The sequence below is a fragment of the Opitutus sp. GAS368 genome (assembly GCF_900104925.1).
Lineage (GTDB): Bacteria > Verrucomicrobiota > Verrucomicrobiia > Opitutales > Opitutaceae > Lacunisphaera.
In genome coordinates this window covers 3,236,932-3,249,818 of sequence record NZ_LT629735.1, presented here as the reverse complement: position 1 = coordinate 3,249,818, position 12,887 = coordinate 3,236,932, and the positions used below count along the sequence as shown (strand labels likewise).

Here is a 12,887-nt window from a genome sequence, read left to right as displayed (position 1 = left end):
GTCAGGGTTTGCCGGCCGGCTTGTCCGCGGGCGGCAGCTGGCGGAGGGCGCGACGGCGGCGGATTTCATCGGCGATGTTTTGGAGGCGCTGGGCCTCCTGCGCGTTGGTGGCGTTCGTCGAGGGCGGCGCGGCGCCCGCCGCCGTCGGCAACGGCGGCGGCGAGACCGGCATGGGCGGGGCCGGGGTCAGGGGCTGCACCGCGGCGCGCTTGAGATTGAGCGTCAGCGCCTGGCCGTTGTGCTCGATGACCAGCGTGTCCTTGGCCGGATCGTAGCGGCGGGCGACAAACGGCCGGCCGGGCTCGTCGAGCTTGACCCACCCGGCCTCGCGCCGGCCGGGATCGTAGACACTGAAGAGGTAGCCGCCGGTCTCGGCCACGACGCCGCGGAATTCAAATTGCGCCGACCCGCCGTCCGCCGGCAGCCCGCCGCCCTGACCCGGCTGGAAGGGCGAATCCTGCACCAGCGATTCCAGCAGTCCCGGCCGCAGTTGGGCACCAGCGGTCGCGCCGGTCAGGAGCAGACCGAGGATTATCCGTGCGGCTCTCATGGCGGGAGGTTTTCAGCGGAAGCGCTCCCACAGGCGGGCATAGGCCGCCACGAACCCGGGAAAATCGGAGGCCGTGGTGGCGAGGTAATGGCGCAGGTGGTGGTGGAAATTGAGGTCGATCAGCGCGGCCGGCTCCCACAGCAACAGGGGCAGCGCCTGCAGCAGCCGTTCGCGCGGATAGCGGGTGGTGCGGCCCGGACCCCACAGCACCATCGGCCCGAAATGCAGCAGGTTCACCAGCAGGTTCCGCCACCGCGGGGTCTCGGGACATTTGTCCGCGTCGCAGGAGGCGTATTCCCCGGGGGAGGCGAAACGCCGCTGGAGCTGGCGGCCTTCCAGCCAGACCCAGAGCCGGCAGGCCAGCACCGAGATCGCATCCAGCTCCGCCTGCAGTTCCGCGGTCGGGCCGGCCGTGCGCTCCGGGTGCAGCTTGAAGGCGACGCCCCGCCGATACTGGTCCAGCACGGCGGGAAACCACGGCCAGCTCGCCCAGACCGACCAGCTGAGGTCCACGAGGCGCTTCTCCCGTTCGCGGCAGCTCCAGTGATAGCGGCCGGTGGCGGCCAGCACCACATCGCCGAGGGCCAGCCGGGCCTTGGCCAGGTTGCGGCCGACGAAATCCGCATCGTCGGGGGTGAACTCCGGGCGGCGGAGCCGTTCGAGCGAGAAGAGCAGGCCGCTGCACCGGTTCATCAGCAACCGGGTGGCCTCGTGCAGGGGAATGTCCGCGGCCCGCCGGTGGTGGCCGCAACCCGCGAGCAGTTCCTCGTGGCCATACACCCAGCGGTGGCCCGTCACGAGGTCGTAGGAAAACATCGACACCGGGCTGCGCCGGAGCCGGGCGAGCGAGGCAATCTTGAACTCGACTTCCACGCCGGCCAGCGCAGCGAGCCGCTGGGCCAGCAGGTGGAGGGCGCCGCCGTAGCGCCGCTCGTTGATGAAGGTGCTGCCGCGCACAAAGACATAGAATTCCAAGTCGTTGTAGGGCTGGTCGCCCCGCGGGGTGCGCAGCACGCCGCCCTCCCCGCGCCCGTAGCCGCCGGCCAGCACGATGCCCTCCAGTTTCCGCCGCGGAACGATGCCGATCAGCACGGAGGTGCGGACCTGCTGGCAGAGCTTGGCCAGGCGGTGCTCCAGCGCCTCGTCGCCGTCCAGCGTGAACTGGCGTGGGCCGCCGGGGATCGGCGAAGCGGAGGAAGGGCGGGCCGTCGCGGGGAGATGCAGGTTGGTTTGCGTCAGGATCATGGGGCCGGGCGGTTCAGGATTGCGGGCTGAGATTTCCGAATTCGCCCCGGGCCCAGAGGGGCGGCCTGACGCCGGAAACCTGGCTCGCGCGATACTCTTGCCAACCGTCACGGAAACCCGCCAGACGCGCCCGCCGCTGGCACCAGCGGATATGAAGGGCGCGCGGCCACTCCCGCAGCCGGCGGTGGCGCAGGCAGAACGCCAAATCGCGGCGCACATCATTGGCCCAGCCCAGCAGCACGGTGCGCAGGAAGTTATACAACTGCGGATTGCCGCCCCACATCGCCGCCTCCGCCCGACCCTCGCCGAAGCTGCGCCGGGCGGCCTGCGCCGGCGTGTAATTGTGCGAATGCATCACGCACGACGCGGGCTCGTAGATGACATGGTAGCAGTGCGCGCGGCACCACCGGGTGTATTCGGCATCCTCGGAATACCGCAGGGCCTCATTGAAGCCGCGCCGCGCCCAGATGTCCTTGCGGATGCCACTGCTCACCATGCTGAAGAAGCAATTCCGCCGGCCGGTCGTGTGCTGCGACCCGAAGCAGGTTTCGTAGTCGCGGGCGAACACCGCCTGACAGCCCGGGCGCGGCACCTGGCGGCCGAACACGGCCGCGACATTGGGGTTGAGCAGCACGCGCACCAGCGGCCGCAGCCACTGCGAGTCCTGCGGCGTGGCATCGGCGTTGAGGAAGATCACGAAGTTCGAACGCGCGAGCCGCATGCCGTGGTTCATCACCCGTGGCGCGTGATAATCCGCCGGCTCGATCTGGATGAAGTGGCGCGGCTGGGCTTTCCGGATCAACTCGATCGAGTCGTCCGTCGAGCCGGAATCGATGACGATCAGTTCCCAGTTGTGGTAGTCCTGCGCCTGTAGCGCAGGCAGGGTCTGGCGCAGTGCCCAACCCTCGTTGAAAGAACGGATAATGATGCTGACCAGTGGCTCGTCCATAGTGCACCTATAATATGGCCGGCCGGGAATCCGCCTATGGGGTAAGGGCCTCCATCGTTTCGGGTCGGGCACCCCATCCTGCCTCCGGCGCTTCTGTAATAGCATGGGTTTGCGCCGTTGGACCCCGGGGACCTGGGCGCGCCTTTTGCCCATGAAAGTCATCGCATCCGCCAGCGCCGCCTGGGTTTCCCTCGGGATGATCGCGCGCAACGAAGAAAAAGCCATCGGGCCCGCCCTCGAATCGCTTTTCCGCCAGTCCCTGTTCGCCGAGCTGGAGCAGCGCGGCCTGGCGGCGGAAATCTGGTGCGTCGCCAACGACTGCACCGATGCGACTGTGGAGGTGGCCGGCCGGATCCTCGCCCACCACGGTGCCGGGCACCCCCACCGCCACGTGTTCACCGCGCGTGTGCTCACCGTGCCCGAAGCCGGCAAGATCAACGCCTGGAATCTTTTTGTGCACCGCGTGTCGGCCGCCGACGCACGCTATCTCATCCTGATGGACGCCGACATCCGGTTCGGCCACGTGACCACCCTGTGGAATCTCTGCCGCGCCCTCGAGGAAGACTCCTTCGCGCAGATCTCGGCCGGCGAGCCGGTGAAGGATCTCGCGCTTAAAAAAGATCCCTCCCTGCGCGAGCGGATCTCTCTCGCCACCTCGCGCCTGACCCAGGGCTCAGCGGCGCAGCTCACCGGCCAGCTCTACTGCATCCGGGCGGCCACGGCCCGGCGCGTCCGCCTGCCGCGCGAACTCCCGGCCTGCGAAGACGGCCTGATCAAGAGCCTGGTCTGCACCGATTCCCTGACCAAGGAACCCCAACCGGCGCGGGTGGTGCGTGCGCGGCACGCCTCCCATATCTTCGAGGCCTACGTTTCCATCGGCGCCATCCTTCGCAACCAGAAGCGGCAGATGATCGGCCAGACCTTCGTGCATCTGCTGATCGACCGCTACCTGCCCGCGCTTCCCGCGGCGGCCCGGGCCGACCTGAACCGGACCGTGCAGCGGCTCGACGAAGAGGATCCGGCCTGGCTGCGGCGCCTCGTCGCGGAACACCTCCGGCGGACCCGCTGGTTCTGGCGGCTTTTTCCGGGCATCCTGAGTTTCCGTTTCCGCCGACTGGCCCGGCTGCCGGTCGCCAAACGGCTGCGGCACCTGCCCGCCACGCTCATCGGCTTCGGGGTCACACTGGCGGCCTGTTGGCTGGCAGCCCGCGCCCTGCGGCGCGGCCGGTTGCGCTACTGGCCCGACAAGCGCCAGCCGCCGGGCCGCCCCGACGGCCCCGTGGGCCTGGTCCGGCCCGTCCTGCCCGGTTGAAACACGCCGGCCCCCATGAACCAGCTGCCGATCACGTTTGAGACCAAGGATTTTATCGGAGTCGCGATCCTGTTCGCGGCCACCGGCGCGACCACCGGCGCGCTGCTGCTGTCGCAACGCCTGCGGGAGCTGGCGCTCTTCGTGATGATGGCGGGGGCCGTGCTGAGCGAGAAACTGAGCATCAACTTCTATGGCGCCTACTGGTATCGGGGCACGACGCGCGGTTTCGAGGTCACCTTCGTCGACATCCTCGGGCTCAGCCTCCTGCTGAGCACGCTGCTGCTGCCCCGGCACGAACGCCCGCGGTGGTATTGGCCGGCGGGCCTCGCCCCCATGCTGCTGTTCGTGCTGTATGCCGCCGGCTCGGTGCTGTTCGCCAGTCCGAAGATTTTCGGCGCCTACGAACTGTCCAAACTTCTCCGGGGACTCATGTTTTTCTTCGCCGCGGCGTTTTTCGTCCGGCGCGAGCGCGAGCTCTCCATCCTGGTGCTGGCCCTCGGCTGCGCCGTGCTGCTCGAGGGCGCCAGCTCGCTCCGGCAGCGCTACCTGGAGGGCATCTACCGCGTGACGGGCACGCTCGACCATCCCAACAGCCTCTCCATGTATCTGTGCCTGGTCGGTCCGGTGCTCGCCGCGGCCGGCGCCTCGACGCTGCCCGCCTGGGTCCGCCGGTGCTGCTGGCTGGGCGTCGGCACGGCCGCCATCACCGTGATGCTGACGCTCTCGCGCGCGGGCATCCCGGCCTTCGCGCTGGCCGCGGGCGGCGCGGTGGCCTGGTGCATGACGTGGCGCATCACATTCCAGAAGATCGCCGCCGCCGCGCTCATCGGCCTGGGCGTGAGCCTGGTGGTCTGGAAATCCTGGGATCTGCTGGCGGCCCGCTACGGCTCGGCCACCCTCGAGGAGGAATACCTCGACGACAAGTCCGAGGGCCGCGGCTATTACCTGCGGCAGGCGGGGGTGATCCTGGAGGACCAGCCGTTCGGCGTCGGACTGAACAACTGGTCCTACTGGGTGAGCCGGAAATACGGCGCCGAACTCGACATGCGTTACGAGACCTATGACGACATCACGTTCGCCCCGCCCAACGACCTGCTGCCCATGTATCGCTATGCGGCGCCGGCGCACAACCTCGGCGCCCTCACCGCGGGCGAACTCGGCTGGGCCGGGCTGGCCCTCTTTTCCCTGCTCTGGTTCCGCTGGCTCCGGCTGGGCTACAGCTTCCTGCGACCCCGGTGGCCCGCGGGACTGCACCGGCTGGGTGTCGGGCTCTTCTTCGGCGTGCTCGGCGTGTTCATGCAGAGCCAGACCGAGTGGATTTTCCGCCAGACGCAGATTTTTCTCACTTTCCACGCGCTGCTCGGCGTGCTCGCCAGCCTGCACCACACGCGGCGCACCGGCGAGGCCGCCGGATCGGGAGAACCGGTGCTCGTGGAGGAATGGGCGGCCGAGCCGCCGCTCGCCGAACCCGTCGAGGCCTGAAAGGAAATTTCTCACCCTGGCTGCCATCGAACCAATCCGCCCGCCGGAAATGAAATCCGCCTTCTAACGATCATGCGCGTCGCCCATATCATGCGCAAATACCAGCCCGCCGAATGGGGCGGCACCGAGACCGCCCTGCAGCGGCTCACGGAAGGCCTCGGCCGGCACGGGGTGGAGTCGGTCGTGTTCTGCCCGGCTGACGGTCCGGGCGGCGCGACGGATGCCCGCGACCCGCTGGCCGCGGCCGGTTGCACGGTGAAACGTTTCCGCGCGTGCGTGCCGGTCTGGGGATTACGGGCGGCGGCCCGGCGCCAGATGCTCGCGGTCGGCGGCAACCTGCTGTCCTTCGAGCTGCCGCGACTGCTCGCCCGGGAACCCAGCCTGGATATCGTGCACACCCACACGCTCGGCCGGCTGGGTGGCATCGCCCTCGCGGCCGCCCGGCGCCGGCGCGTGCCCGGCGTGGTCACGATCCATGGCGGCGTGCTCGACCTGCCCCCGAAGGTGCGACAGGAGCTTTCCGCCCCGGTCCGCGGCGGGCTCGAGTGGGGCCGGCTCTTCGGCTGGTGGTGGCGCGCGCGCCATGTGCTCGCGGATGCCGACGCCATCCTGACCTGCAACCCACGCGAGGCGGAGCTGATGAGTCAGCAACATCCCGACAAGCGCATCATCGTGCACCCGCACGGCGTCCACCTGGCCCACCACCGCACCGACCATCGCGCGGCGGCGCTGGCGGCCTTCCCCGCGATCGCCGGCCGCAAGGTCCTGCTGTGCGTGGGGCGGATCGACGCGGTGAAAAACCAGTTCTGGCTGGTGGAACGCGCGCCGCAGATTTTCCAGCGCCACCCCGACGCGCTGCTGGTGTTCGCCGGCGCCTGCACCGATCCCGTCTACGGCGCCACCCTCAAGCGCGAGGTGGCGACACTCGGGCTCGCGCCCCGCGTACTGTTTACCGGCGGGCTGCCGCCCGGCGACCCGCGGCTGATCGGGCTCATGCAGACCGCGCGCGTGGTGTTGCTGCCGTCCCTTTCCGAGACCTTCGGGTTGGTTCTCCTCGAGGCCTGGGCCGCGGGCACCCCCGTGATCGCCAGCCGCACGTCCGGCGCCAGCGCGCTGATCGACCACGGCGAGAACGGCTGGCTGTTCAAGCTCGGTGACGCGCTGTCGTTCCACACCGCCCTGAACCGCGTGCTGCTCGAGCCGGAGCTGGCGGCGCGCCAGGCGGCCGCGGGCGCCCGCCTGGTCGAGCGCGAATACGATACCACCGTCCTGGCCGGACGCATGCAGGCGCTCTATTACGATCTGATCGAGAAGAAAAATGCGCTACATCATCCTGCGTGACGACGACACGAACGCCCTGACCCCGGTCGACTGCCTCGAGCGGCTCTACCGTCCTTTCCTGGACCGCGGCCTGCCCGTCAACCTGGCCACGATCCCCAATGTCCGCACCGACGCCCAGCGGGCCGACGGCAAGCCGGAGGGGTTCCTGCACGGGCACACCGGGGGCTCCGGCTCGCACGCAGCGATCGGCCGCAACCGGGACCTGGTGGCCTACCTGCACCGCAACCCGGGCTACCACATCGTCCAGCACGGCTACAACCATTCGCTCTACGAGTTCGGCAGTCATGACTTTTTTGACCTCGACCGGCGGCTGGCCAAGGGCGCGCACCTGCTCGCGGAGGCGGGCTTCCCGCGGTCGCCCGCCTTCGTCGCCCCCTACGACCGGTTCTCGCCGCAAGGCCTGCGCGCGGCGGCCCGCTTCTTCCCCGTGATTTCCACCGGCTGGTTCGAATGGCTCAACCTGCCGCCCGAGTGGTGGCCGGCCTACGCCCTCAAGAAGCTGCGGCGGCAGGCCCACTGGCGCACACCCCGGACGCTGCTGCTCTCCCACCCCGGCTGCCTGCTCTCGCGCTTCCGGCCGCGCGATCACCTGCTCGACGAAATCCGGCGCGCCATCGCCGCGCGGCCGCTCACCGTGCTGGTGACGCACTGGTGGGAATATTTTCCCGAGGGCCGGCCCGACGAGGAATTCATCGACCTGCTCCACCGCACAGCCGCGCTGCTGGCAGCCGATCCGGAGAACCGCGTGGTCAGCTTCGCCGACGTGGCCGCCGGCGCGGTGCCCTGGCACTGAGGCCGGCCTCAGGCCGCCGGCACCGTCTCCGCCTGCCGGACCGGCGCCCGGTTGGCCGCGTGGGCCCCCAAGGCATCGTGCGTCATGAGGCGATGGATGTGCGGGATGTCGGAGATCCCCACGGGCAGATCGGGCACGTTGGTCAGCAGCGCGGCGTAGCTGTGCGGCGCGTCGGGGTGATAGCCATGCATCGCGCGGATCGGACGCTCGCCCATGTCGCTGGGCACGATGAGCACCCCCTCCCGCACGAGAAAGATCAATTCGCCGAAATAGCGGTCGGGGAACAGCGTTCCGAGTCCGGCCAGTTCCTCGTCGGACAGGATGCGGCCCTGCGGCACCTGCCGGAGGCAGGCGGTGACCTCGGTGCGGGCCCGGGCGTTGAAGAACCAGAAGCGCGCCATGGTGGAATCGTAGACGACCGCATAGTCCCGGGGCATGCGGGCCGTCAGCAACCCGAGCCGGGCCCGCAGGTCGAGCAGCTCGTCGCAGTTGGCCATGCCGTGGTCGCTGAATACATACAGCCGCACCTCGTCGTAGTGCTCCCGCGCCGTCGCCATCAGATGGTGCAACCGCTGCTCGTATTCCCGGAGCTTCGCCGGGACGGCGGGCGAGCGGTTGCCCACGCGGTGCAGCAGCCCGTCGAGATCGGGCCAGTAGAGGAAGGCGAAGTCGATGCGCTCCGCCGCGATGTCCGCGCGGAGCGCGTCGAGATTCGCCTGCTCGTTCCGGGCCGGGTCACTCACGTGATACGGGATGCCGCGCTCCGCGAGGAAATCGAAGATGTTCGGTCCGCGGTTCATCCCGCCGGGCTGGAGCGGGTTCTTCTTCTCCGTGAAGTCGAAGAGCGGGATGTGGCGGAACGCGATGTTGTAGAGGTCGAAGTAGCCGCGGAACTTCAGCGGCCCGCGGAGGAACTTCGAGAGCCAGCGCCGGAAGATGCGGCGGCCGGTGACGAAGCGCGGCAGCCAGCGCAGCGGCCGCAGCATCCGGAACGGCGAGCGCGCCGGGTCGTGGACAAAGTAGCACCAGTTGCGGTGCTCGACCGGCCAGCGGCCCGACAGGATCGAGGGGATGCACGCCGAGCTGTAGCCGAACACCGAGCGCAGCCGGTGCCGTGCGGGGGCGAAGTCGCGCCCGAACGGATCGTCGCGGATGATCTCCCAGCCGCATGCGTCGATGAAGACGAAGAGGGGCAGGATGCTTTTCATGACGGTCCGGCGGGGACGCGCTCCACGACGGCAAAGATCCGGTGCAGCCGGGTCAGCTCGAGCAACTGCCGGACCGGGGGCGACGGATCCACCACGCGCAGCGTCGCCTCGCGGTTGCGCTGCTGGGCCTGGTCAAGCGTCACGACGAGCGCCGCCAGCCCGCCATAATCCACGTGGGTGGTCTGCCCGAGGTCGACCTCGATGAGGCCCGGGCAGGCGGGTAGCGCGGCGGAGACCTCGGCCTGGAAGGCGGCGGCCTGCCGTTCGCCCAGCTCCGGCAGGTCGGTCACCCGCACGATATCTTCGGTGATTTCAATTTTCATCGGTAGCATTGGTCATTTTCCGAAAGAGACCCGCGGGGGACAGGGCCGCCGGGAACGGCCGCCACAGGCGGGGCAGACGCCACGGCGCGGCGCCCGCGGCCACCGGCGGGGTGTTCCGCTCGCGCAGCGGGCTCAGCAGGAAATCGTCGGTCACGCGCACGCTCGAACCGTTCCGCCAGTTGATCAGGCAGTCGCCCCACGCGATCGAGTCGGTGAGCTCGGTCAGCTTGCCGACCAGGGTCTCGGGGCCGACGATGCTGCGCGTGATCTCCGCGCCGGCCTCGACCACGACACGGTCCTCCACGACGGTCATCGGGCCGATGGTCACGCCGGCGCCGAGGAAAACCTTCTCACCAATCCAGCATGGGGGGATCAGCACCGCGTCATCGGGAATGCGGCTGTGCAGGCCGACCCGGACGCCCGGGCGGATCTCGTGCGCCCCCACCCGGTCGGGGGTCAGCGCGCGGAACATCCAGGCCTGGGCGGCGGAAAACCACGCCGCATAGCTGCTGAACAACCCGGCCCGGGGCAGTCCGGGCAGGTGGTCGAGCAACACCACATCGTCGGGCGCGGGCAGCCACTCGGCCGGGTCGCCGCCCTGATACCGGGCGCGGGCCTCGGCCACGGTGAGTTCGGCCGGCACCGGCACCACCGTCGCGCGCAGGCCCCAGCGGGTGCCGCCGTCCACCACCGCCCGGATGTCATCCGGCCGGTCCGGCGCGAGCACGGTCACCTCCCTGGCCCCGAGGCCGGCGAGGTGGACCAGCCAGTAGGCCAGCGGGGTTTCGCCGAGGAGCGGCAGGATGGCCGGGGAAGTGTCGGCGGTCAGCGCGGCCAGGCCGGACCGGGCGGCGGGACAAATGAGCAGGGCTTTCATGGGTCAATAGGCCCCGGTGCCCGAGAGGACCGCGGGCACGGTCTTGAGGATGATGCGCAGGTCGCTCCAGAAAGTGCGCGTTTCGATGTAGCGGACGTCCAGCTCGACCTGGCCGTGGAAGTCGATCTGGGCCCGGCCGGAAATCTGCCAGATGCACGTGATGCCGGGCTTGATCGCCAGCCGGCGGCGGTCGGCCAGCGAGTAGAGCGCCACCTCGCGGGGCACCGGCGGGCGCGGGCCGACGATGGACATGTCGCCGATCAGCACGTTGTAGAACTGCGGCAGCTCGTCGAAGGAGAACTTCCGCAGCCAGCGGCCGACGCGGGTGATGCGGGGATCGTCCTTGATCTTGAAGGTCACGCCGTCCCGGTGCTGGTTCTTGGCCAGCAGCTCGCGCAGGCGTTGCTCGGCGTCGGGCCGCATCGAGCGGAACTTATACATCTTGAACTCGCGGCCGTGCTTGCCGACGCGCGTCTGGGCGAAGATGACGGGGCCGCCATCCTCCAGCTTGATCAACAGGGCGATCAGGGCCCACAGCGGGCTGATCAGGACGAGCGCCGCGCAACTGGCGGCGGCGTCGAAGGCCCGCTTGCCGAGTTCGTCGCCGGCCATAAGCACGCGCCACAACCGGCGCTCGAGGGCGACATGCAGGGCCAGGACCGCGCGGCCCCAGGGGCTGGCGGCGGCGAGGCAGCGGCGTTCGATCATCATGAGGTTTGGGTTGGTCGGGATCATGCTGGTTTCTCCTTGGTTTTGAGCAGCGCGGTCAGTTCCGCGCGAAAAGTCTCCCGCATCCACGCGGGGAGCAGCGAACCGCTGTGCAGAAGCAGCCAGAGCGACTCGTGCAGCTGGCGGATATCCGCGTCGCTGTAGGGCTGGTGCAGCACCACGTCCGCCCAGCGCGCCTGCGGGGCGACGTGGCGCCGGTGCATCGGCGCCACCGTGGCCTTGAACTGCCGGCGGACGCCCGGCGCGCTGCGGCCGCGCTCCGCCTTGTCGCGCGCCAGCCGGCGCTGCAGGCGGAGCTTCTCCGGGCAGTCGATGAAGATCTTCAGGTCGAACGCGCGGCGGACCGCGGGGCGCCGCAGCAGCCACAGACCCTCGACGAGCATCACCGGGCGCGGGTGCTTGGCTTCCAGGCCGTTCGTGCGGCAATGGGTGCTGAAATCATAGCGCGGCACGTTGAGCGCCCGGCCGGCCTTGCAGTTTTGCAAGGCGCGCTCAACCAGCGGCCACTCGATCGCCTGCGGGTCGTCGAAATTCACCCGATCCCGCCGCGACGGCGGCAGGTGCGACCAGTCGCGGTAGAAGCTGTCCAGGGAGAGGCGCCCGGCCTTTTCCCCGAGCAGATTGTGCAGCTGGCCGGCCAGCCAGCTCTTGCCCGCGCCGCTGCCGCCGGCGATCGCCACGAGCTTGGACTTGTGGAATCCGTTCATGCCAGCACCTCGCTGTCCGGCGCGGTCGCCCGGGCGAAAAGCGCCTCGAGGCCGCTGACGTAACGGTCGAAATCAAACCTTTCCCCCGCCAGCACGCGCCCGCGCGCGCCGAGCCGCCGCGCCAGCGCCTTGTCCGCGAGCAGCATCTCGACCCCGAGGGCGAAGCCCGTCCGGTTCATCCACGGCACGAGCAGGCCGTTGACCCCGTCGAGCAGCCATTCGCTGATGCCGCCCACATCGAAGGCGACCACCGGCAGCCCGCAGCGCATGGCTTCGAGGCCGGCCGCCCCGAAGGGTTCCGGCCACACCGAGCTGACCAGGGCCAGCGTCGCCTCGCGGTAGTAGTGCGCGAGTTCCGCCTGCGGCACGTAGCCGAGGAAACGGACGCGGTCCGCGAGCCCCAGCCGCCGGCTCAGCTCCTCGCAATGCGCCCGGTGATGGCCGTCACCGAGGATGACGCACTCGAACGGCCAGCGCACCATGGCCAGGGACTCGAGCAGGACGTCGACGCCCTTGCCCCGCGCGATCTGGCCGGCATAGACGATCAGGTTGCGCGGGCCGAAGACGGGCAGCGGGGCGGCCGCCACCGCCGGCGGCGGCACCGGAGCATGGATCTCGATCTGTTCCGGGGCGAAGCCGTTGCGCCGCAGCTCGGCGCGCATGTACTCGCTGGCCACGACCAGCCGGTAAAATTCGCGGTGCAGTTCCAGCTCGCGTTTTTTCGCGGCGTAGCTGGCCCATTCGAGCGACCGGTCGCCCGAGGCGGCCCGGCGCACGAAGCCGCCGCAGGGAAACACGCAGAACGGTGACAGCGCCCGGGCGCAGGGCCGCCGGCTCCACGCGGGGTATTTGCAGCCGCGCAGACAGAAAAGCTGGTGATCGTGCACCATGCGCACCACCGGCAGCGCCACCTCCGCGAGCGCCTCGACCACCGCCAGGCCGGGAGGATTGTGCAGGTAGACCAGGTCGGGGCGGAACATTTCCAGGGCGGTCCCGATGGTCCCGACCGGATCACCCGCGCTCAGATCGTAGCGCTCCGCAAAAAGCAGCCGCCAATCCGCCTCGCCCTGCCCCGTGCCAGGGCCATGCGCCAGTGCCACCATGTGCCCCCGCCGCTGCAATTCGGCGGCGGTGTGCCGGAGGTTGGATTCGGCGCCGGCTTGCGCACCGAGGCGGTCATGCACGAAGAGCAGTTTCATCACGGAGAAGTTCGCGGCTGAGCGAGTGACAATCAGGTTACACTCCTGAGCCCTTGCTCCCCAGTGGGTAAAGACCCACAAAGCCTGTCCCTCACACCCACCCGTTACCCCGGTTGCCGGACACGAAACGGGCGCGAAGTAGCGTTCCAACCCCGGCGCGGATTCGCACTTT

The 12,887-nt window shown here is 69.4% G+C and carries 13 protein-coding genes; 4 read left to right on the top strand and 9 right to left on the bottom strand.

Features of this window, described 5'->3' with window-relative positions:
- Window position 1 precedes the first annotated feature (1 nt).
- The 3 genes from BLU29_RS13895 to BLU29_RS13885 are packed head-to-tail and all read right to left on the bottom strand — an operon-like array spanning window position 2 to window position 2,744.
- Window positions 2–550: a hypothetical protein gene (locus BLU29_RS13895; RefSeq protein ID WP_091059065.1), complete on the bottom strand. Its 549-nt coding sequence runs from the start codon at window positions 548–550 to the stop codon at window positions 2–4.
- Window positions 551–562: 12 nt separating this feature from the next.
- Complete coding sequence (locus BLU29_RS13890) at window positions 563–1,795, bottom strand: hypothetical protein (RefSeq protein ID WP_091059062.1); 1,233 nt, start codon at window positions 1,793–1,795, stop codon at window positions 563–565.
- Window positions 1,796–1,808: 13 nt separating this feature from the next.
- Window positions 1,809–2,744 (bottom strand): glycosyltransferase, encoded by a 936-nt coding sequence (locus BLU29_RS13885; RefSeq protein ID WP_091059059.1) that lies wholly within the window; start codon window positions 2,742–2,744, stop codon window positions 1,809–1,811.
- Between the two features lie 151 nt (window positions 2,745–2,895).
- On the opposite strand from BLU29_RS13885, the gene BLU29_RS13880 reads away from it, so the two are divergent.
- The 4 genes from BLU29_RS13880 to BLU29_RS13865 all read left to right on the top strand — a co-directional run bounded on the left by BLU29_RS13880 (window position 2,896) and on the right by BLU29_RS13865 (window position 7,672).
- Window positions 2,896–4,056 (top strand): glycosyltransferase family 2 protein, encoded by a 1,161-nt coding sequence (locus BLU29_RS13880; protein ID WP_157693874.1) that lies wholly within the window; start codon window positions 2,896–2,898, stop codon window positions 4,054–4,056.
- A gap of 15 nt (window positions 4,057–4,071) precedes the next feature.
- The gene (locus tag BLU29_RS13875) at window positions 4,072–5,538 is read left to right on the top strand and encodes an O-antigen ligase family protein (RefSeq protein WP_091059054.1); all 1,467 of its coding nucleotides are present in this window, start codon (window positions 4,072–4,074) and stop codon (window positions 5,536–5,538) included.
- 72 nt (window positions 5,539–5,610) lie between these two features.
- A complete protein-coding gene (locus BLU29_RS13870; protein ID WP_091059051.1) occupies window positions 5,611–6,879 on the top strand; it encodes a glycosyltransferase family 4 protein in 1,269 nt (422 codons plus the stop codon).
- A complete protein-coding gene (locus BLU29_RS13865) occupies window positions 6,857–7,672 on the top strand; it encodes a DUF2334 domain-containing protein (protein WP_091059048.1) in 816 nt (271 codons plus the stop codon). Before BLU29_RS13870 ends, BLU29_RS13865 begins: the two co-directional genes overlap by 23 nt.
- A gap of 8 nt (window positions 7,673–7,680) precedes the next feature.
- On the opposite strand, the gene BLU29_RS13860 is transcribed toward BLU29_RS13865, so the two are convergent.
- The 6 genes from BLU29_RS13860 to BLU29_RS13835 are packed head-to-tail and all read right to left on the bottom strand — an operon-like array spanning window position 7,681 to window position 12,715.
- Window positions 7,681–8,880, bottom strand: a complete 1,200-nt coding sequence (locus tag BLU29_RS13860; protein ID WP_091059046.1) for an alkaline phosphatase family protein — start codon at window positions 8,878–8,880, stop codon at window positions 7,681–7,683.
- The gene (locus BLU29_RS13855) at window positions 8,877–9,203 is read right to left on the bottom strand and encodes an STAS domain-containing protein (protein ID WP_157693873.1); all 327 of its coding nucleotides are present in this window, start codon (window positions 9,201–9,203) and stop codon (window positions 8,877–8,879) included. Before BLU29_RS13855 ends, BLU29_RS13860 begins: the two co-directional genes overlap by 4 nt.
- The gene (locus BLU29_RS13850; protein ID WP_091059043.1) at window positions 9,193–10,080 is read right to left on the bottom strand and encodes a hypothetical protein; all 888 of its coding nucleotides are present in this window, start codon (window positions 10,078–10,080) and stop codon (window positions 9,193–9,195) included. Before BLU29_RS13850 ends, BLU29_RS13855 begins: the two co-directional genes overlap by 11 nt.
- Before the next feature lie 3 nt (window positions 10,081–10,083).
- Window positions 10,084–10,815 carry a sugar transferase gene (locus BLU29_RS13845; protein WP_197677718.1) on the bottom strand — a complete coding sequence of 244 codons (732 nt, stop codon included), beginning with the start codon at window positions 10,813–10,815 and terminating at the stop codon, window positions 10,084–10,086.
- Window positions 10,812–11,516, bottom strand: coding sequence for a hypothetical protein (locus BLU29_RS13840; RefSeq protein WP_091059041.1), 705 nt, complete (start codon window positions 11,514–11,516; stop codon window positions 10,812–10,814). Before BLU29_RS13840 ends, BLU29_RS13845 begins: the two co-directional genes overlap by 4 nt.
- Window positions 11,513–12,715 (bottom strand): glycosyltransferase family 4 protein, encoded by a 1,203-nt coding sequence (locus tag BLU29_RS13835; RefSeq protein WP_091059038.1) that lies wholly within the window; start codon window positions 12,713–12,715, stop codon window positions 11,513–11,515. Before BLU29_RS13835 ends, BLU29_RS13840 begins: the two co-directional genes overlap by 4 nt.
- Window positions 12,716–12,887 lie beyond the last annotated feature (172 nt).

Coding starts and splice junctions, on each gene's coding strand:
- BLU29_RS13895 (WP_091059065.1), bottom strand. CDS start 550: ATGAGAGCCGCACGGATAATCCTCGGTCTGCTCCTGACCGGCGCGACC.
- BLU29_RS13890 (WP_091059062.1), bottom strand. CDS start 1,795: ATGATCCTGACGCAAACCAACCTGCATCTCCCCGCGACGGCCCGCCCT.
- BLU29_RS13885 (WP_091059059.1), bottom strand. CDS start 2,744: ATGGACGAGCCACTGGTCAGCATCATTATCCGTTCTTTCAACGAGGGT.
- BLU29_RS13880 (WP_157693874.1), top strand. CDS start 2,896: ATGAAAGTCATCGCATCCGCCAGCGCCGCCTGGGTTTCCCTCGGGATG.
- BLU29_RS13875 (WP_091059054.1), top strand. CDS start 4,072: ATGAACCAGCTGCCGATCACGTTTGAGACCAAGGATTTTATCGGAGTC.
- BLU29_RS13870 (WP_091059051.1), top strand. CDS start 5,611: ATGCGCGTCGCCCATATCATGCGCAAATACCAGCCCGCCGAATGGGGC.
- BLU29_RS13865 (WP_091059048.1), top strand. CDS start 6,857: ATGCGCTACATCATCCTGCGTGACGACGACACGAACGCCCTGACCCCG.
- BLU29_RS13860 (WP_091059046.1), bottom strand. CDS start 8,880: ATGAAAAGCATCCTGCCCCTCTTCGTCTTCATCGACGCATGCGGCTGG.
- BLU29_RS13855 (WP_157693873.1), bottom strand. CDS start 9,203: ATGAAAATTGAAATCACCGAAGATATCGTGCGGGTGACCGACCTGCCG.
- BLU29_RS13850 (WP_091059043.1), bottom strand. CDS start 10,080: ATGAAAGCCCTGCTCATTTGTCCCGCCGCCCGGTCCGGCCTGGCCGCG.
- BLU29_RS13845 (WP_197677718.1), bottom strand. CDS start 10,815: ATGATCCCGACCAACCCAAACCTCATGATGATCGAACGCCGCTGCCTC.
- BLU29_RS13840 (WP_091059041.1), bottom strand. CDS start 11,516: ATGAACGGATTCCACAAGTCCAAGCTCGTGGCGATCGCCGGCGGCAGC.
- BLU29_RS13835 (WP_091059038.1), bottom strand. CDS start 12,715: ATGAAACTGCTCTTCGTGCATGACCGCCTCGGTGCGCAAGCCGGCGCC.